Source organism: Mycobacterium asiaticum DSM 44297, assembly GCF_000613245.1.
In the GTDB taxonomy this organism is placed as follows: domain Bacteria; phylum Actinomycetota; class Actinomycetes; order Mycobacteriales; family Mycobacteriaceae; genus Mycobacterium; species Mycobacterium asiaticum.
In genome coordinates this window covers 1,430,068-1,447,193 of the sequence record NZ_HG964937.1, presented here as the reverse complement: position 1 = coordinate 1,447,193, position 17,126 = coordinate 1,430,068, and the positions used below count along the sequence as shown (strand labels likewise).

Sequence of the window (17,126 nt, the reverse complement as noted above, 5' to 3'; positions counted from 1 at the left end):
GGGATATCAATCCCTGGGATGCTGAGCCTCGGGAAATTGAACGCGCCCAGCGCTGTCCCCGCCGGGATGCTGACCGACGGGATGTCAATCGCCGGAATGCTCAAAGTCGGCAGGAAGGACGCGCCCAGCAACGTCCCGGCCGGGATCGAGATCGGCGGCACGTCGATTCTGGGGATGCTCAAGGCCGGCAAGTCGAACGCGGGAATCGCGATGCCGGGGATCTCCAGCGGCGGAAGCGTGATGTCGGGCGTCGTGATCAGGAAGTGCACACTGCCCTGGTTCACGCCCCGGTAGAAGACGCCGTTGCTGGCCTGGCCGGTATTGAACAGGCCGTTGTTCATATCGCCGAAGTTCAGGATCCCGGTGTTGACATTGCCGAAGTTCAGGAAGCCGGTGTTGGCGTTGCCGCCGTTGAAACTACCGGTGTTCGACCAGCCGGGATTGAAGTCACCCATGTTGAAGTTGCCGACGTTGAAGTTGCCGGTATTGGCGTCGCCGACATTGAACAAGCCGGTGTTGAAGGACCCCACGTTGAGGAAGCCGGTGTTGCCCGAACCTGAACTCCACAAGCCGGTGTTGAAGTTGCCGGAGTTGCCGATCCCGAAGTTGCCGCTGCCTGAGTTGAAGAAGCCGATGTTGCCGTTGCCGGAGTTGAACAACCCGAAATTGCCGGTGCCCGAGTTCAATCCGCCGATGCCGATCTGGCCGTTGCCGGTCAGACCGATGCCGATGTTGCCGGATCCGGAATTTCCGAATCCGAAGTTGCCGATACCGATGTTCCCGAAGCCGAAGTTGTTGCTACCCAAGTTGCCCAAGCCGAAGTTGCTCGAGCCCAGGTTTGCCGCACCGAGATTAGAGCTACCTGAGTTGCCCAACCCGATGTTCAGGTCGCCGAGGTTGCCAAAGCCGGTGTTGCCGCCACCGACATTGCCGATCCCCAGATTGATAACGAAGGCGCGGTCCGGCGTGATCACCGACGTCGCTTCGGCGGCGGGAAGACCGCCGGCGAGCCCGCCGGCAAGGGCTTGAAGCGGTTGGGCGAAGGGCGCCAGTGCGGATGCAATCGCCGCCGCCCCGGCATGATAGGCAGACATGGCGGCGACGTCGGCGGCCCACATCTCTTCGTACAGCGCCTCCGCTGTGGCGATGGCCGGGGCGTTCTGGCCGAAGATGTTCGAAAGCACCAGGGACACGAACTCGTTGCGGTTGGCCGCCACCAGGGCGTTGGGCACCATGGCGAGCCGAACGGCGTCGAATTCGGACGCCAGGGCACTGGCCTGCACCGCCGACTGCCCGGCCTGGGCCGCGGCCGCGCTGAGCCAGCCGGCGTAGGGCGCGGCGGCCGTCGTCATCGCTGCTGCAGCAGCACCCTGCCACGCTCCGTTGATCAATCCGGCTGTCACCGAGCCGAAAGAATCGGCCGCAGAAGACAATTCCTCGGCCAAGGATTTCCATGCCGCGGCCGCGGCCAGAATCGGTTCGGAACCGGCGCCGGCATTGATCAGGGCTGAGTTGATCTCTGGGGGCAGCACGAAAAAGCTCATGTGTCGACCTCTCTGGGGGCACGGGTGATTGCCATCTGGCGGGCGACGCACTCGGCCCCGAACCGGGGTCGCCTGCCAGGGTGCTTTGGTAGCGACGAAAGCTACGCCGAAGAAGCTACGCGACAGCTATGCATCGATAAGCCGTTGTTATACGACAAATATCTAACCGTTATCTTAACGTTATTCAGCACACAAGCTCTGCACATTTACTTTACAGCGCACACCTCGGGCATGGATTCCATGCTCGCTGTCAAGACTCAGAGGAGTGCCAAGACCAACTCCGTTTCCGCACAGATGTTTTGGCGTGCGCGTGAGAGGACTACAGGCAGGGTGATGATCTCGACGAGACCATTTCACCGCAGGTGAATATAAGGCTGGTCGCCGCAAATTCAATAAAAGTATTGACGACAATTTATGGAAAATGACGGCATTTTCAGCAAAAGGATCCCGACGCCCCCGTCGGAGCCTACCTCCCACGCGTCAGGTGCGATGCCAAACGAGCATTGTGTTCGCGTTCGCTACCCGATGTGGCCGCGAGACGAAGCCGTCATTCGCCAGAAGCGCACCGGGAGACCGGAACCGGCTGGGAAATCCCTAATGCAATCCGACGCTCAGGCACGCACAACCACTCGAGTTTCCACGCCCAGAGATGGGGGTATGCGACCCCGCATCGTTGAGACGCATCTTGGTGACGAGAGTGGAGATTGGTGAGATGAGAACTGAAGCTAGGACCGCTTTCGCGGTTTTGGGTGGTGGCGCGATGCTTTGCCTCACGGTCGCCTGCGGTGGCGGCGGCGATAAGTCGCCCAGCAGTAGCACCACCCCTTCATCGACAACGCCCACATCGGTGTCCACGACGCTGCCCAGCGGCGCAGTGCCCTCGGAAACCCAACCGGGCGGAGCACCGGCCGGACCCACCGGCGGCGGTGGACCCGGCGGCGGAGGCGGCGGCGTGCCCGGCGGACCCACTGGTGGCGGTGGTCCCGGCGGTGGCGGTGGCGGCGTGCCCGGCGGACCCACCGGCGGTGGCGGACCGGGCGGCGGAGGTGGCACCATTCCCGGCGTCGGCGGCGGCGGCGGGGGCCCGGGTGGTGGCAGCGGCTGCGTCGGCAACATCTGCGGCAGCATCCCGTGATCGGCAGACATTACTGACATCGGACAAGGACCGGGGCTGACCCGGTCCTTGTCTGCTTTTCCGTGGGGTTAGTGTTCGGTCAGCACCGATCGCAAGGGAGCCCGACATGGCGAAGCTCAGGTTCGGATATTTCATCGCCCCGTTTCACCGGGCCGGCACCAATCCCACGCTCGCACTCCAGCGCGATCTGGAGTTCGTCGAGCATCTCGATGCCCTCGGCTTCGACGAGGCTTGGATCGGCGAGCACCACTCCGCCGGCAGCGAAATCATCAGCTCGCCCGAGGTCTTCATTGCCGCCGCCGCGCAGCGCGCGAAGCGAATTCGATTCGGTACCGGAGTGATTTCGCTGTCCTACCACAACCCGCTGTGGGTCGCGGACCGGTTGATGCTCTTGGACCACCTCACCCACGGTCGCATCATCGGCGGGGTGGGACCCGGTTCCCTGCCCACCGACTCAGCGATGATCGGGCTGACTCCTACGGACACCCGCGAGCTTCTTGAAACCAACCTCGACATCGTCGTCCGGCTGCTGGCCGGCGAGACCGTGTCGGCGAAGACCGCCACCCACCAGTTGTTCGACGCCAAGCTGCAACTCGCCCCCTATTCCGACGGTGGCATTCCGCTGTCGGTCGCCGCGGTCGCCTCGCCGACGGGCGCTCGGCTGGCCGGCAAGCACGGCATCGGGTTGCTGTCCATCGGAGCGACCCTGGTGGTCGAGGGCTTCGACGCGCTCGCCTACCACTGGGGCATCGTCGAGGAGCGCGCGGCGGCCTTCGGCACCCAGGTCGACCGCAGCAACTGGAGCCTGGTCGGGCCGATGCATATCGCCGAGACGGACGAGCAGGCCCGTGCCGACGTGAAATTCGGCATCGAATCGTGGTTCCGCTACTTCCAGAAGGTCGCCGCCTTCCCGCAGATGACAATGCCGGGCGATCAGGTCGACGAGATGATCGACATCATCAACGAGAACGGTGCGGGCGTGATCGGCACGCCCGAACGCGCCCGCGAACAGGTGCAGCGGTTGTGGGACCAATCCGGCGGTTTCGGGTGCATGCTGCAGATGGGCCACGAGTGGGCCAATCCCGCGGCTACCAAGCGGTCCGCCGAATTGTTCGCCGCCGAAGTCATTCCGCATTTCCAGGGTCAGGCGCAACCGACTCTCGATGCGGCCGCGCGCGCCGGCCACATGCGTGAGGACCTGGCCGCTACCCAGTTGCAGGCCATCGAGCACATGACCAAGAAGTATCAGCACGAGGTCGAATCGAAATAGGCATTCACAGCTGACCGCTAACTTGTGCTCAGCGGGCGGCTAGCGGCTGGGCGCAAACCTGAAGGATGACCACTACCGCCACCCCGCAATCCCGATTCGCCCGAATGGGTTTCGCCGTCGCCGCCATGGCGTTACTCGTTCTCGGTCACGACGTTGTCCCGCAAGCCCTGGGTCCCGCCTCGGTTCACCTGGCAGACGACGACGACCAAACTCTGCAGCAGCAGTTGCAAGCTCAGCAGCAGATGGAGCAGGCGCAGCAACAGGCCGAAGAGCAGAACGAAATGGCTGAGCAACAGGCACAGCAGGCCGAGCAACAGGGCCAGCAGGTCGAGCAGCAGGCCAACGACCCGTAGTCGTTACCGGGCGGTGCCCGCTTCGCGTTCGGCCGCCTGCACCAGCTTGCCGGCGAAGAATTTGACCGCCCCGCCCATCGCGGCACGCGCCGCCGGGCCCGTGCCGCGGGCCTTCTCCACGAAGGACCCGCTCCAGCTGATCTCGGTACCGCCCGACGGCGTCGGCGTCAGCACCACTTCGGCGATGTAGTCGTTGACGGGTGTGCGCGGGCCGACGAGCTTGTACACGTGCCGGCGGTCCTGCTCGTACTCGATGGTTTCCTCCTGTACGAACACCGGCCACATCCCCAGCTTGCGAATTGCCCCGACGCCACCCGGCGCCGGGTCACCTTGGCGCGTCCAGCTGGACGAGACGACGATCGGCTTGGCCCAGGCCGACCAGTTTCCCCCGTCGGTAACCAGGCGGAACACCGTCGCGGGAGGCGCGCTGGTGGTCTTGTTGACTCCGAACGAGAATTTCCGACCCGACATGGCTACTCCCAAGTGACGACTGCCCCAGTTATTGCCGCGTACCCTACCGTGCCCCGGTCGTTGCGCGAGCAGACGCGGTGTGGCGCACCACCGCACGCCGCCCGGCACCGCGTAGTCTTTCTCGCACCGTCATGACCGGCCAGCAGAAGGACAGGTTCGAGCAGACAATTGAATTCACCGTCAGCGGGCGCCCGCACAATATCTGCGCTGGCTGCCGCGCTCCTGTTGGCGGCGTGCACCGACCCGCACGGCGCGCACAGCTCCGCACCGGCCACCAGCGCGACAACGTCGACGGCGAAGGCGAGCGGCAGTCAGAACGTGCTGGACTCCGCGGTCAAGGCCGACGGGCCGGGCTGCTCGGCGGCCATCGGCGTCGAGGGCAAGGTCGCCTGGACCGGCGTGGCCGGATTGGCAAACCTGGCGATCGGCGCCGCGATCACCGCGGACACCGTCTTCGACATCGCCTCGGTGTCCAAGCAGTTCACCGCGACAGCGATCCTGTTACTGGCCGATACCGGCAAGCTCATCCTCAACGACTCACTGGCCCAATACATGCCAGAGATGCCCCCGTGGGCAGCCGGCGTCACGCTCGCGCAGATGATGCACCACACCAGCGGGATTCCCGACTACATCGGACTGCTGCAGGAACAAGGCTTCAGCTATGCCGACCGCACCACGCAAGCCCAGGCGTTACAGGCCTTGGTCGGCGCGCCGGAATTGGTGTTCAAGCCCGGCGCCCGCTACCAGTACTCCAACTCGAACTATTTGCTGCTCGGTGAGATCGTGCACCGGGTGTCTGGGCAATCGCTGCCCGACTACCTGCGCAGCCAGGTCTTCGAGCCGCTGGGCCTAACCATGGTGATGGACCCCGTCGCAAGCATCCCGAACAAGGCGCTGTCCTACACCGGTGACGGCCGGGTGGCCGACGCGAAGTGGGAGCAGGTCGGCGACGGCGGCATTCAGACCAGCCCTTCAGAATTGGTGCGCTGGGCTGACAATTACCGCACCGGCAAGGTGGGTGGACCCCAGCTCCTGGATGCGCAGCTGGCGGGAGCGGTGCAAACCGAACCCGGTGGCGGCGACCGCTATGGCGCCGGCATCTTCTCGCTCGCCAACGGCATGCTCGACCACGACGGCGGATGGGCGGGGTTCGTCAGTGCGTTCCGCATCAGCAGCGACCGACGCACCGCGGTCGCGATCAGTTGCAACGTCGACAACCAGGACCCCGATGCGCTGGCCGACGCGCTGGGCCACATCTGGATGTAGGCGACGCCGGCAAACAAATAGCGCATTCCTATGCCCGCGCCGCCGGGGGAGCTGTAATCATTCACGGTATGGCGCAACCGTCCGTTCTCACCACCGACAATGGGCTTCCTTCCGGAGTGCAGGGAGCCTGCGACTCACGCTTCTTGAATGTGATCCGCGCATTCGCCGGGCTGTACCCCGGCCGCATGTTCGGCGGGGGAGCGCTGTCGGTCTTCATCGACGGCCGACAAGTCGTCGATGTATGGACGGGGTACTCCGACCGCAAGGGCGACGTGCCCTGGACCGCCGACACCGGTGCCATGGTGTTTTCCGCAACAAAAGGCTTGGCGGCCACCATCATTCATCTGCTCGTCGATCGCGGTCTGCTTGCCTACGACGAGCCGGTCGCCACGTACTGGCCCGAGTTCGGCGCCAACGGCAAGGACGAGATCACCGTGAGCGACGTGTTGCGGCATCGCGCGGGACTGTCTCACCTCAAGGGTGTCGACAAAGACACCATCATGGACCACCTCCGCATGGAGGAACGCCTGGCCGCAGCCCCGGTGGACCACGCGCACGGCAAGATGGCCTACCACGCAATCACCTACGGCTGGTTGCTGTCCGGTCTGGCCCGCGCGGTGACGGGCAAAGGGATGCGAGAACTGTTCCGTGAGGAACTCGCGCGCCCGCTGAACACCGACGGTCTGCACCTGGGGCGCCCGCCGGCCGATTCACCCACCAAGGCCGCGCAGACGCTGTTGCCTCAGGCGAAGATCCCAACCCCGCTGTTGGACTTCATCGCGCCGAAGGTGGCGGGCCTGTCGTTCTCCGGGCTGCTCGGATCCATCTATTTCCCGGGAATCATGGGGATGCTGCAGGATGACATGCCGTTCCTCGACGGTGAGCTGCCGGCGGTCAACGGCGTGGTGACCGCGCGTGCGCTGGCCAAGACGTACGCGGTGCTGGCCAACGACGGGGTGATCGACGACACGAGGCTGCTGTCGTCGGAAGCGGTGGCCAGTATGAAGGGCAAAGCCGAGCTGTGGCCGGATCTGAATCTCGGCCTGCCGTTCACCTACCACCAGGGTTACCAATCATCGCCGTTGCCAGGCTTTTTAGAGGGCTACGGCCACATCGGCCTCGGTGGCACCGTCGGTTGGGCCGATCCGGAATCTGGCAGCTCGTTCGGGTATGTGCACAACCGGCTGTTGACACTGCTGCTGTTCGACGTCGGGTCATTCGCCGGTCTGGCCCCGCTGCTGACCAACTCCGTCAACTCGGCACGCATTGACGGGCCGCTGGAGGTACCACACTTCGGTGCGCCGTTCTACGATCCGGACGAGCAGGAGCCGGCCGCGGGGGAGTAAGGCGCCCCGGCAGCTGCGCGAGCGTGCGCAGCTGGACGGCGACACGCCCGCGCGGCTGGCATTGCGCGCACCTTCGCCGAGGCAGCGCCAGGTAACCAGAACCACACCAGCGCGTACCCGGCGAGCCGCGACCGGGTTTATAGACTGCGGTCATGAATGGCGGCGCCCGGTCCGGGCAGGCAGTGCGCGAAGGCCTGCTGCAGATCGAGGACTGTCTGGACGCCGACGGCAACATCGCGTTGCCACCGGAAACGACGCTGATCTCGTTGATCGATCGCAACATCAAGTACGTCGGCGAGGAGATCGCGTATCGCTTCCTCGACTACACCGGCTCGGGGGAGGGACGCGCCCTCGAAGTGACCTGGGACCGGTTCGGGGTCCGGCTACGCGCCATCAGCGCCCGGATCCAGCAGCTGGCCGGTCCCGGTGACCGGGTGGCCATCCTGGCGCCGCAGAGTATCGACTGGGTGGCCGGTTACTACGCCGCGATCAAAGCCGGATCCGTGGCGGTGCCGCTGTTCGCCCCCGAACTCCCCGGCCATGCCGAACGGCTGCAAACGGCGCTGCGGGATTCGCGGCCGTCTGTCGTGCTGACCACCGCCGCGGCCCGGCCCGGTATCGAAGACTTCCTGGCCACGCTTGTCGAGCTGCCCAAGCCGGAGGTGCTCGTCATCGACGAGATACCCGACTCGGCGCAGGAGTCGTTCGTCCCCGTCCATCTAGATATGGACGCCGTGTCATATCTGCAGTACACCTCGGGAGCGACCCGCCCGCCGATCGGCGTCGAGATCACCCATCGAGCGGTCGCCACCAACCTGGCCCAGATGATCCTGTCGATCGACCTGCTGAACCGAAACACGCACGGCGTCAGCTGGTTACCGCTCTACCACGACATGGGCCTATCGATGATCGGCTTTCCCACGGTCTACGGCGGACATACCACGCTCATGTCGCCTACCGCGTTTGTGCGAAGGCCGCAGCGCTGGATCCAGGCGCTCTCAGACGGATCGCGCACCGGCCAGGTGGTGACCGCGGCGCCGAACTTCGCCTACGAGTGGGCGGCGCAGCGGGGACGCCCCGCCGACGGCGACGACATCGATCTGAGCAATGTCGTACTGATCATCGGTTCGGAGCCGGTCAGCATCGACGCGGTCGACGCGTTCAACAATGCGTTCGCGCCCTTCGGCTTACCGCGCACGGCGTTCAAACCCTCCTACGGCATCGCCGAGGCGACCCTGATGATCGCCACGATCGACCACGACGCCCAGACGTCCGTGGTGTATCTGGACCGGGAGCGGCTCGGAGCGGGCGAGGCAGTCCGGGTCGCCGCGGACGATCCCAAGGCCATGGTCCACGTCTCGTGCGGTCAGCCGGCACGAAGCCTGTGGGCGGTGATCGTCGATCCCGACACCGGTGCCGAGTTGCCGGACGGCCGGGTTGGCGAACCATGGCTGCAGGGCGACAACGTCGGGCGCGGGTACTGGGGCCGGCCCGAACAGACCCGCGCGACCTTTGGCGCCAAGCTAGGCCCGGTGCTGCCGAACCGCAGCCATGCCGGCGGCGCCCAGATCGATGGGAACTGGCTGCGCACAGGCGATTTGGCGGTGTATCTCGATGGGGAGATCTATGTAGTCGGCCGCATCGCCGATCTGGTGACAATCGACGGGCAGAATCACTATCCGCAGGACATCGAGGCCACCGTCGCGGCGGCCTCGCCGATGGTGCGGAAGGGTTACGTGACGGCGTTCGCCGTGCCGGAGGCTGACGGTCACGGCCTGGTGATCATCGCCGAGCGCGCGACGGGCACCAGCCGCGCCGACCCGCAACCCGCTGTCGAGGCGATCCGGGCCGCCGTGCAGGCACGGCACGGGTTGTCCGTCGCCGACGTGCGCTTTTTGCCCGCGGGCGCGATCCCACGCACCACCAGCGGCAAACTGGCGCGCGTCGCCTGCCGGTCCGCCTACCTCGACGGCAGCCTCTGATGAACGACATCCCGGCCGCTGCGGAACCCGGCCGGGCTCCCGAACTGGCGGGATACCCGGTCATCCCGCCGCCCCTGTCCCGCCCGGTCACCTCCGACCAGCGTTGGTCCGATCTGACCTTCGTGCACTGGCCGGTCACCCCCGAGAGCGTGACGCATCTCTACCCGCCCGGGACGCGTCCCGACGTCTTCGCCGACGGCACCACCTATGTCGGGTTGGTCCCATTCGCCATGACCGGCACGAAACTCGGCACGGGGGTACCGGTTCCGTACCTCGGCCGGTTCCTCGAGACGAATATCCGGCTTTATTCGATCGACGACGCCGGCCGGCACGGGGTGCTGTTCCGGTCGCTGGAGACCGCCCGACTGGCCGTCGTGCCCGTCACCCGGATCGGTTTGGGCATCCCGTACACCTGGGCGAAGATGCGAATGACCCGCTCGGGCAACCGAATCACCTACCGCAGCGTGCGACGCTGGCCGCGACGCGGCCTGCGCAACCTGGTGACTGTCGACGTCGGTGAGGTGATCGAGCCGACGCCGCTGGAGGTGTGGCTCACCGCCCGCTGGGGTGCCCACACCCGCAAGGCAGGCCGCACGTGGTGGGTCCCCAACGAACACGACGCCTGGCCGCTGCGCGCGGCCAAGGTGGTGGAACTGGACTGCGAACTCATCGCCGCGGCGGGTGTCACGCCGTGCGGTGATCGACTGCGGGCAGTGTATTCCGCCGGCGTACGAACGCTTTTCGGCCGGCCCTGCCTGGTTCAGTAGGACAGCACGCGGAAATGCCCACGGGGGCAGTTGCCTTCGATGCCGCTGAACGGGTCGTCGTCGAACTCCCGCCAATCCCAGTGCTCCCCGCAATAGCACGCCGGGCAGTCGGGACAGTGGAAGGGCGCGTAGGCGTAGCCCATTCGGTAGAGGGCGGCGGCGTCGGCGTCCGCGATCGCGTACCCCATCCATTCCACGCTCTCGCTGGAGACGGGGTGCGTGGTGGCGCCGAAGAACGTGTCCACCAATAGCGCAGCTTGGCGCCCGGGCCGTTCCAGCACGTCGAGTTCGACCAGCGCCTGCAGCGCCGGGCGGGTGTCGTCGGCCACCGCGTCTGCGGGGGTGACGAACCGGACGCTGCCGGCCCGCTCGCCGCAGACGGCGCAGGGGAACTCGGCGAACTCAGGGGCAGGTGTAGCCACCGTCGATCACCACGTCGGAGCCGGTCATGTAGCTCGAAGCCGCGCTGGCCAGGTAGAGGTAGAGGCCGGTGAGTTCCTCGGGCCGGCCGATCCGTCCCATCGGGATCTTCGGCTCCCACTGCCGGTGGTACTCCGCCAGCGGTTCGACGAGTTCGGTCATGATGTAGCCGGGACTGACGGCGTTGACCCGGATGTCGTACTGGGCGAACTCCACCGCCATCGCCTTGGTCAGGTGAATGACCGCCGCCTTGGAGGTGCAGTAGTGGCCCACCTGCTGCGGAATGTTGATGATGTGGCCCGACATCGAGGCGGTGGTGATGATCGACCCGCCCCGTCCCTGGCGCACCATCGCCCGGGCCGCGGCCTGTGCGGTCAGGAAGACACCGGTCACATTCGTGCTCTGGATCCGCTCGAACTCCTCGAGCGACATGTCCAGCATCGGCGTCACCGACACGATGCCGGCATTGCACACGGCAATGTCAATGCCACCCAGCTCGGCGGTGACCGCATCGATCATGGCGCTCACCTGATCTTCTCGGGTGACATCACAGGCGATGGGCACCGCCCGCCCGCCGGCCGCCGCGATCTCGTCGGCCAACTCCTCCAGGGCGTCCAAATGCCTTGCTGCAATTGCGACTTCGGCACCGGCCTGGACGTAAGCCAGAGCCACCTTCTTGCCGATACCGCTGGACGCACCCGTCACCAGGGCCTTCTTGCCGCGCAGGTCGAACAGGTCCAAGACGCTCATACGCTCTAGTGTGTCCGGTATGGGCAAGTTCGCCAAAATAGAGATCGAAGAAGCCGTCAACCACTACACCGAAGTCGCCGCGGGGTGTTCAGCGTCCGGGGACTGGCGCCCCTTCGCGGACCTTTTCACCGAAGACGTCGTCTACACCGAACACCACTACGGGGTCTTCCACGGCCGTGAGGCGGTGCGCGAGTGGATCGTCGACGTCATGGCGCCGTTTCCGCACATGCGGTTTCCGTCGGAGTGGATCGCCTATGACGAGGACAACGATGCCGTCGTCATCATGATCAAGAACCTTCTCGACCATCCGACCGATCCGAACGGCGAGCCTTTCTGGTTCCCGAACTGGACCCGGCTCGTCTACGCAGGCGACGGATTGTTTTCCAGTGAAGAGGACATCTACAACCCGAATCGCGATGCGCCGCGGGTGGTCGCGGAATGGATGCGCGCGGGCGGCAAGCTTGCCACCGATGCGATCCCCGCGCCGAAGGCTTAAACCCCAGTACCCACCGGCTGCCGCTTACGCCGGCGGGACCGAACCGCCGAAATGGCCTGGTCCCAGGCCAGCAGCGTGGCGGCCTTGAGGTTGGCCGGCTTCAGGCTGTCCTTGGACAGCAACGCGGTGGCGGCGGCCTTGGTGCTCACCGATGCCTTGGACTTGTGGCCGGAGTCGAACGGTGGCTGCGGGTCGTATTCGATGGCCAGCTGGATCGCTTTGGCGCGGCTTGGGCCGCCGATCTGTCCCGCGAGCCATAGCCCGAGGTCGATGCCCGCCGAAACCCCGGCACTGGTGATGACCTTGCCCTCGTGCACAATTCGCTCATCATCCACCGGGATGACGCCGAACGTCTTGAGCACCGGCAGCGCGACCCAGTGCGAGGTAGCCCGCTTGTCTTGCAGCAACCCGGCCGCAGCCAGGATCACCGATCCCGAACACACCGAGGTGGTCCACGCCCCGGTCTGATGGACCTGACGCAGCCAATCGAGCAGTTTCTCGTCGCGGGCGTGCACCGGAGTCGACGGGCCACCCGGCACCAGAACCACGTCGGGCGAAGGCGTTTCGGCCAGGGAGTGGGTCGCGCCGAGCACCAGCACCCCGGAGTCGGCGGTGATCGGGCCGGGTTCGTGCCAGACGAACCGCACGTCGGTGTCCGGCAATTGGCGCAACACCTCGTAGGGGCCGATCATGTCCAGGGCGGTGAACCCCGGGTAGGCCACGAAGGCGATCTGAGTCATCGGTGTGCTCCTCACTGGTAGTTACTAGGCGAAAGCCTTGCGGTACTGATCGGGCGGAACGCCGATCCGGCGAATGAAGTTGCGGCGCATCGTTTCCGCGGTACCGAAACCGCAGCGCGAGGCGATCGCCACCACGGTGTCGTCGGTCTCTTCCAGTTGCCGGCGCGCGGCTTCGGTGCGGATACGTTCGACGTACTGGCCCGGCGCCTCACCGACCTCTTCGGTGAACACCCGGGTGAAATGGCGTGGACTCATCGCGGCCCGCCGGGCCAGTTCGTCCACACTGTGCATTCCACCGGGTTCGGACTCGATGGCCTCCTGGACATCACGGATGGACGGCCGCTTGGCCCTGGGCATCCACACCGGCGCGGCGAACTGCGTCTGTCCGCCGGGGCGGCGCAGGTAGAGCACCAGCCAACGGGCCACGGTCTGCGCAACTTCGGTGCCGTGGTCGTCCTCGACGAGTGACAGGGCGAGGTCGATACCCGAGGTGACACCAGCTGCGGTCCAGATCCGTTCGCCACTGCGGAGGAAGATCGGATCGGGGTCGACATCGATGGACGGGAACTCTTCGGCCAACCGGTCGGCGAAGGCCCAATGGGTGGTGACGCGCTGGCCGTCGAGCAGTCCCGCCTCGGCGGCCAGGAACGCGCCCGTGCACACGGTGACAATGCGGCGCGCCGATCGGGACACGGCCTTGACCCAGTCGATGAACTCCCGGTCGGTGCGCGTCGCATCGATCCCGGCGCCGCCGGGCAGCACCACGGTATCGACCGGTTCTCGAGGATCGGGGAGCGGCGCCGCGTGAAAGCTGAGGCCGGTGGGAGTGCTGACGGGTTGTCCGCCGGGGGAGCCCACGATCACCTCGTAGCCTCCCTCGGTCAACAGCGCAGCGCCGGTGAAGACCTCGTACGGTCCCACCACATCGAGCGCCTGCACACCGGGGAAGCCGGCGATGACCACCTTGCGAGCCATGCAGATAGTTTCAGCCAGCATCATCGTGGCGTCTACGCCCTGCACCCCACGAATTAGGACATCGGACCCGGGCAAGAACCGCGCTGGGCTTCTTGGCAGACTGTGCGCATGGCACAGATAACCTTGCGCGGAAATGCGATCAACACCGTCGGCGAGCTTCCCGCCGTGGGGTCTCCGGCCCCTGCCTTCACGCTGACCGGCGCCGATCTGGGCCCGGTCAGTAACGACCAGTTCGACGGGAAAGCTGTGCTGCTGAACATCTTTCCGTCGGTGGACACCCCGGTGTGCGCGACCAGCGTGCGGACCTTCAACGAGCGGGTCGCCGGAACCGGCGCGGCGGTGGTGTGTGTCTCCAAGGATCTGCCGTTCGCGCAGAAGCGATTCTGCGGCGCAGAGGGCATCGAGAACGTCAACGTCGCATCGGCGTTCCGGGACAGCTTCGGTGAGGACTACGGCGTCACCATCGCCGACGGCCCGATGGCGGGCCTGTTGGCCCGGGCGGTCGTGGTGATCGGGCCCGACGGCAACGTCGTGCACACCGAGCTGGTGCCCGAGATCGCGCAGGAGCCCGATTACGACGCGGCGCTCGGCGCTCTCAAGTCCTAACCCGGTGGGGCGGCGCAGACCGCCGCACGGAGTTCGAGCGGCGGCTGGGCCGTGACCGGGCAGCCGGCGAGCATGAACGCGCCGACGACCGTCATCACCACGCCCAAGGCCACCCGGACCGCCAGCGTTCTCTGTTTGTCGGTCATCTCGGCTCCTCGGGTCGGTTGAAGCGAAATGCTAGCGTCGCGGCCACTCGGCGGGAATAGCCGTTTCGAAATTGCTCGGAACTTCTTATATACCCGGTCAAGACCCGAAACACGTTGGGTCCGAACATGATTCATGTCAAGACCGTTGACAACGGCTGATCCGTTCCGCGGCCTGCGATCGTATGTCAACTTTGCGGACTTTGCCCGTCGCGGTCATCGGAAAGCCGTCGACCACATGGACGTAACGCGGGACTTTGTAGTGCGCCAACCGCTCCGCGCAGAAGGCGGCGACCACGTCCTGGTCCAGCGCCGCACGGCCGGGGCGCATCCTGATCCACGCGCAGATCTCCTCGCCGTACCTGGCGTCGGGCACTCCCACCACCGCAGCGTCGGCGATGTCGGGATGGGTGTGCAGGAATTCCTCGATCTCGCGGGGTGAGACATTCTCCCCGCCGCGGATGATCATGTCCTTGGTGCGTCCGACCACCGCGCAGTAGCCGTCTTCTCCCATGACCGCCAGGTCACCCGTGTGCAGCCAACCCTCTCCGTCGATGACCTGGCGCGTCCGCTCGTCGTCGCGCCAGTACCCGGTCATGACGGAGTAGCCGCGGGTACACAACTCGCCGGCTTGCCCTCGTCGCACCACCTCGCCGGTGTCGGCATCGACCACCTTGATCTCGACGTGCGGGTGGGCGCGTCCGACCGTCGCGGTGCGCCTGGCCAGATCGTCGGTGCTCAGGGTCTGACAGGAAACCGGGGAGGTTTCGGTCATCCCGTAGGCGATCGACACCTCGGGCATGTGCAGTTCAGCGATGCATCGCTTCATGATCTCCACCGGGCACGACGCGCCGGCCATGATTCCGGTGCGCAGCGACGATACGTCGCGGTCGGCGAGGTCGGGGTGCTCGAGCAGCGCGATGAACATCGTCGGAACGCCATAGATCGCGGTGCAACGTTCCCGTTCGATTGCCCGCAACGTCGCGGCCGGGTCGAAGCCCGCGGCCGGGATCACCATCGTGGCGCCATGACTGGTACAGCCCAGGTTGCCCATCACCATCCCGAAGCAGTGGTAGAACGGCACCGGAATGCACAGCCGGTCCCCGGCTCGCAGGCCCAGCAGTTCGGTGACGAAATAGCCGTTGTTCAGGATGTTGCGGTGTGAGAGCGTGACCCCCTTTGGCGAACCTGTTGTGCCCGAGGTGTATTGAATGTTAACCGGATCCGACGGGCGCAGGCCAGCCAGCCTGCTTCGCAGCCGGTGCTCGGGCACCCGGTCGGCACGTTGCAATAACAGCTGCCAGTCTTCGGTGCCGAGAAATATGACTTCACCCAACTCCGCCGCCAGCGGGCGGACTTCGCCAAGCATGCTGCGATAGTCGGAAGTCTTGAATGCGGTGGCGGATATGAGCAGTCGCACCCCGGCGTGGCGCAAGACGTGGCACAGTTCGTGGCTGCGGTATGCCGGGTTGATCGCCACCAGAACGGCGCCGACCTTGGCCGCCCCGTACTGCAGGATGGTCCATTCCGCGCAGTTGGGGGACCAGATACCGACGCGTTCCCCAGGCTCGATGCCGCTGGCAATCAACGCCTTTGCCAGGCAATCGATCTCGGCGTTCAGACCGTGGTAGGTCCAGCGGCGTCCGGCGGCGACGTCGACCAGCGCCTCGACGCCCGGATGGGTCCGTGCCGTGCGCTCGAAGTTTGCGCCGATGGTCTCGTCCAGCAGCGCTGGGCTGACCGGTCCCTTCTCGTAGGAGTCCATCACGAGTCCATGGCGCGGCGTCACAATCCCGCGCGGTCGGCGAGCAGCGCCCGGTGCTGCGCACTGCTGCCGAACAGCGCTTCGGTGCTCTTGGCCCGGCGAAAGTACCGGTGCAGGGGGTGCTCCCAGGTGAACGCGATGCCGCCATGAATCTGTATCGCAGACTCGGCGCACTGCACAAACGTGTCGGCGGCCTGCGCCTTCGCCAGTGGCGCCGCTATCGCCAGCTCCTCGCCGCTGGTGGCGCTCATGGCCGCGAACATCACGGCCGCACGGGTGGCGTCGATCTCGATCAGCATCTCCGCGCACATGTGCTTGACCGCTTGGAACGAGCCGATCGGCCGTCCGAATTGGGTGCGCTGGCGCGCATACTCGACAGCCAGCTCGAGGCAGGCTTCGGCGCCACCGAGCATCTCGGCCGCGAGCAGCACCCGGGCGAGGTCCACGACAGGCAGGAGCTCGCCGGGCCGGCTCGCCCGCAGCGCCTCTGCGGGCACCTGACTCAACCGCAACCGCGCGACCGGCCGGGTGATATCGAACGACGGCAGCCGCTCAACGGTGAGGCCGGGCGCGCCGGCCCGTACCACGCAGGCCGTGATCTCACCGCGGGATGCGATGGCCGGCACCACAAACAGGTCGGCGACGTGACCGTGCAGCACCGGTGTGCAGTTGCCGGTGAGCAGGGTGCGCCCGTCCCGTTCCTCGGCTACCACGGTCGCGCCACTCGCCGCACCGGGGCCACAGGCGGCGAACGCCCCGATCTGCGCACCCGACAGCAACTTGGTGAGCAGTTCCTTGCGTTGTTCCTCATCGCCGAGGCGCAGAATTGCTTCGACCGCAAAGGCGTTGGCCGCGAACGGAACTGGCGCGAGTGCTCGGCCGAGCTCGGTGCAGGCGATCGCGGTGTCGACGAGGGTGGCTCCGGCGCCGCCGTACTCGGCCGGGATGTGTAGGCCGGGCAGTTCGAGATCGCCGCACAGGCGCTGCCACAGTGCGGCGTCGTATTCCTCCGGGGTTTCCTCAGGGGTTGAGCGCTGCAGGAAACCGCGCAGCGCCGCGCGGAAGTCGTCCTGCTCGGTGCTGTATCGAAAGTCCAT

Annotated in this window: 18 protein-coding genes; 9 read left to right on the top strand and 9 right to left on the bottom strand. The window is 66.0% G+C overall.

Going from position 1 to position 17,126, the window contains the following annotated elements:
• A partial coding sequence (locus BN972_RS17125) for a PPE family protein (protein WP_036361144.1) occupies positions 1-1,544 on the bottom strand: 1,544 nt, incomplete at its 3' end.
• A gap of 712 nt (positions 1,545-2,256) precedes the next feature.
• On the opposite strand from BN972_RS17125, the gene BN972_RS29610 reads away from it, so the two are divergent.
• The 3 genes from BN972_RS29610 (at position 2,257) to BN972_RS17105 (ending at position 4,302) form a co-directional block, all read left to right on the top strand.
• Positions 2,257-2,679 (top strand): hypothetical protein, encoded by a 423-nt coding sequence (locus BN972_RS29610; protein ID WP_036361143.1) that lies wholly within the window; start codon positions 2,257-2,259, stop codon positions 2,677-2,679.
• Positions 2,680-2,785: 106 nt separating this feature from the next.
• A complete protein-coding gene (locus BN972_RS17110; RefSeq protein ID WP_036360094.1) occupies positions 2,786-3,949 on the top strand; it encodes an LLM class flavin-dependent oxidoreductase in 1,164 nt (387 codons plus the stop codon).
• A 65-nt stretch (positions 3,950-4,014) separates the two neighbouring features.
• Positions 4,015-4,302: a hypothetical protein gene (locus BN972_RS17105; protein ID WP_142277108.1), complete on the top strand. Its 288-nt coding sequence runs from the start codon at positions 4,015-4,017 to the stop codon at positions 4,300-4,302.
• 3 nt (positions 4,303-4,305) lie between these two features.
• On the opposite strand, the gene BN972_RS17100 is transcribed toward BN972_RS17105, so the two are convergent.
• The gene (locus BN972_RS17100) at positions 4,306-4,773 is read right to left on the bottom strand and encodes an SRPBCC family protein (protein ID WP_036360090.1); all 468 of its coding nucleotides are present in this window, start codon (positions 4,771-4,773) and stop codon (positions 4,306-4,308) included.
• A 168-nt stretch (positions 4,774-4,941) separates the two neighbouring features.
• Here BN972_RS17100 and BN972_RS17095 point away from each other — a divergent pair, with 168 nt between their 5' ends.
• From BN972_RS17095 to BN972_RS17080, 4 genes are all read left to right on the top strand, one after another.
• Positions 4,942-6,039 (top strand): serine hydrolase domain-containing protein, encoded by a 1,098-nt coding sequence (locus BN972_RS17095; RefSeq protein ID WP_036360088.1) that lies wholly within the window; start codon positions 4,942-4,944, stop codon positions 6,037-6,039.
• 68 nt (positions 6,040-6,107) lie between these two features.
• The gene (gene lipD / locus BN972_RS17090; RefSeq protein WP_036360086.1) at positions 6,108-7,385 is read left to right on the top strand and encodes a lipase LipD; all 1,278 of its coding nucleotides are present in this window, start codon (positions 6,108-6,110) and stop codon (positions 7,383-7,385) included.
• Positions 7,386-7,537: 152 nt separating this feature from the next.
• A complete protein-coding gene (locus BN972_RS17085; RefSeq protein ID WP_036360084.1) occupies positions 7,538-9,367 on the top strand; it encodes a fatty acyl-AMP ligase in 1,830 nt (609 codons plus the stop codon).
• Positions 9,367-10,134, top strand: a complete 768-nt coding sequence (locus BN972_RS17080) for a YqjF family protein (protein ID WP_036360082.1) — start codon at positions 9,367-9,369, stop codon at positions 10,132-10,134. The genes BN972_RS17085 and BN972_RS17080 overlap by 1 nt, the downstream gene beginning before the upstream one ends.
• Here BN972_RS17080 and BN972_RS17075 read toward each other — a convergent pair.
• The gene (locus BN972_RS17075; protein WP_036360081.1) at positions 10,128-10,556 is read right to left on the bottom strand and encodes a hypothetical protein; all 429 of its coding nucleotides are present in this window, start codon (positions 10,554-10,556) and stop codon (positions 10,128-10,130) included. The two genes, BN972_RS17080 and BN972_RS17075, sit on opposite strands and share 7 nt — an antisense overlap.
• Positions 10,537-11,304: an SDR family oxidoreductase gene (locus BN972_RS17070; RefSeq protein WP_036360079.1), complete on the bottom strand. Its 768-nt coding sequence runs from the start codon at positions 11,302-11,304 to the stop codon at positions 10,537-10,539. The genes BN972_RS17075 and BN972_RS17070 overlap by 20 nt, the downstream gene beginning before the upstream one ends.
• A gap of 19 nt (positions 11,305-11,323) precedes the next feature.
• Between BN972_RS17070 and BN972_RS17065 the strand changes: the two genes are divergently transcribed.
• Positions 11,324-11,800: a nuclear transport factor 2 family protein gene (locus tag BN972_RS17065; RefSeq protein ID WP_036360077.1), complete on the top strand. Its 477-nt coding sequence runs from the start codon at positions 11,324-11,326 to the stop codon at positions 11,798-11,800.
• Here BN972_RS17065 and BN972_RS17060 read toward each other — a convergent pair.
• Together BN972_RS17060 and BN972_RS17055 are read right to left on the bottom strand one after the other, a co-directional pair.
• On the bottom strand, positions 11,797-12,540 hold the full coding sequence (locus BN972_RS17060) for a DJ-1/PfpI family protein (RefSeq protein WP_036360076.1): 744 nt from the start codon (positions 12,538-12,540) through the stop codon (positions 11,797-11,799). The two genes, BN972_RS17065 and BN972_RS17060, sit on opposite strands and share 4 nt — an antisense overlap.
• Positions 12,541-12,564: 24 nt before the next feature.
• The gene (locus tag BN972_RS17055) at positions 12,565-13,515 is read right to left on the bottom strand and encodes a GlxA family transcriptional regulator (RefSeq protein WP_036361142.1); all 951 of its coding nucleotides are present in this window, start codon (positions 13,513-13,515) and stop codon (positions 12,565-12,567) included.
• Between the two features lie 108 nt (positions 13,516-13,623).
• Between BN972_RS17055 and tpx the strand changes: the two genes are divergently transcribed.
• The gene (gene tpx, locus BN972_RS17050) at positions 13,624-14,121 is read left to right on the top strand and encodes a thiol peroxidase (protein WP_036360074.1); all 498 of its coding nucleotides are present in this window, start codon (positions 13,624-13,626) and stop codon (positions 14,119-14,121) included.
• Here tpx and BN972_RS29605 read toward each other — a convergent pair.
• The 3 genes from BN972_RS29605 to BN972_RS17040 all read right to left on the bottom strand — a co-directional run bounded on the left by BN972_RS29605 (position 14,118) and on the right by BN972_RS17040 (position 17,126).
• Positions 14,118-14,267 carry a hypothetical protein gene (locus tag BN972_RS29605; RefSeq protein WP_155769077.1) on the bottom strand — a complete coding sequence of 50 codons (150 nt, stop codon included), beginning with the start codon at positions 14,265-14,267 and terminating at the stop codon, positions 14,118-14,120. The two genes, tpx and BN972_RS29605, sit on opposite strands and share 4 nt — an antisense overlap.
• A gap of 136 nt (positions 14,268-14,403) precedes the next feature.
• Positions 14,404-16,029 carry an AMP-binding protein gene (locus BN972_RS17045; protein ID WP_036360071.1) on the bottom strand — a complete coding sequence of 542 codons (1,626 nt, stop codon included), beginning with the start codon at positions 16,027-16,029 and terminating at the stop codon, positions 14,404-14,406.
• A 20-nt stretch (positions 16,030-16,049) separates the two neighbouring features.
• Positions 16,050-17,126: an acyl-CoA dehydrogenase family protein gene (locus BN972_RS17040; RefSeq protein WP_036360069.1), complete on the bottom strand. Its 1,077-nt coding sequence runs from the start codon at positions 17,124-17,126 to the stop codon at positions 16,050-16,052.

Bases quoted from the DNA above. Each gene is read 5' to 3' on its own strand.
- BN972_RS17040 (WP_036360069.1), bottom strand. From the start codon at position 17,126: ATGGACTTTCGATACAGCACCGAGCAGGACGACTTCCGCGCGGCGCTG.
- BN972_RS17060 (WP_036360076.1), bottom strand. From the start codon at position 12,540: ATGACTCAGATCGCCTTCGTGGCCTACCCGGGGTTCACCGCCCTGGAC.
- BN972_RS17085 (WP_036360084.1), top strand. From the start codon at position 7,538: ATGAATGGCGGCGCCCGGTCCGGGCAGGCAGTGCGCGAAGGCCTGCTG.
- lipD (WP_036360086.1), top strand. From the start codon at position 6,108: ATGGCGCAACCGTCCGTTCTCACCACCGACAATGGGCTTCCTTCCGGA.
- BN972_RS17055 (WP_036361142.1), bottom strand. From the start codon at position 13,515: ATGGCTCGCAAGGTGGTCATCGCCGGCTTCCCCGGTGTGCAGGCGCTC.
- tpx (WP_036360074.1), top strand. From the start codon at position 13,624: ATGGCACAGATAACCTTGCGCGGAAATGCGATCAACACCGTCGGCGAG.
- BN972_RS17105 (WP_142277108.1), top strand. From the start codon at position 4,015: ATGACCACTACCGCCACCCCGCAATCCCGATTCGCCCGAATGGGTTTC.
- BN972_RS29605 (WP_155769077.1), bottom strand. From the start codon at position 14,267: ATGACCGACAAACAGAGAACGCTGGCGGTCCGGGTGGCCTTGGGCGTG.
- BN972_RS17070 (WP_036360079.1), bottom strand. From the start codon at position 11,304: ATGAGCGTCTTGGACCTGTTCGACCTGCGCGGCAAGAAGGCCCTGGTG.
- BN972_RS17065 (WP_036360077.1), top strand. From the start codon at position 11,324: ATGGGCAAGTTCGCCAAAATAGAGATCGAAGAAGCCGTCAACCACTAC.
- BN972_RS29610 (WP_036361143.1), top strand. From the start codon at position 2,257: ATGAGAACTGAAGCTAGGACCGCTTTCGCGGTTTTGGGTGGTGGCGCG.
- BN972_RS17100 (WP_036360090.1), bottom strand. From the start codon at position 4,773: ATGTCGGGTCGGAAATTCTCGTTCGGAGTCAACAAGACCACCAGCGCG.
- BN972_RS17045 (WP_036360071.1), bottom strand. From the start codon at position 16,029: ATGGACTCCTACGAGAAGGGACCGGTCAGCCCAGCGCTGCTGGACGAG.
- BN972_RS17080 (WP_036360082.1), top strand. From the start codon at position 9,367: ATGAACGACATCCCGGCCGCTGCGGAACCCGGCCGGGCTCCCGAACTG.
- BN972_RS17110 (WP_036360094.1), top strand. From the start codon at position 2,786: ATGGCGAAGCTCAGGTTCGGATATTTCATCGCCCCGTTTCACCGGGCC.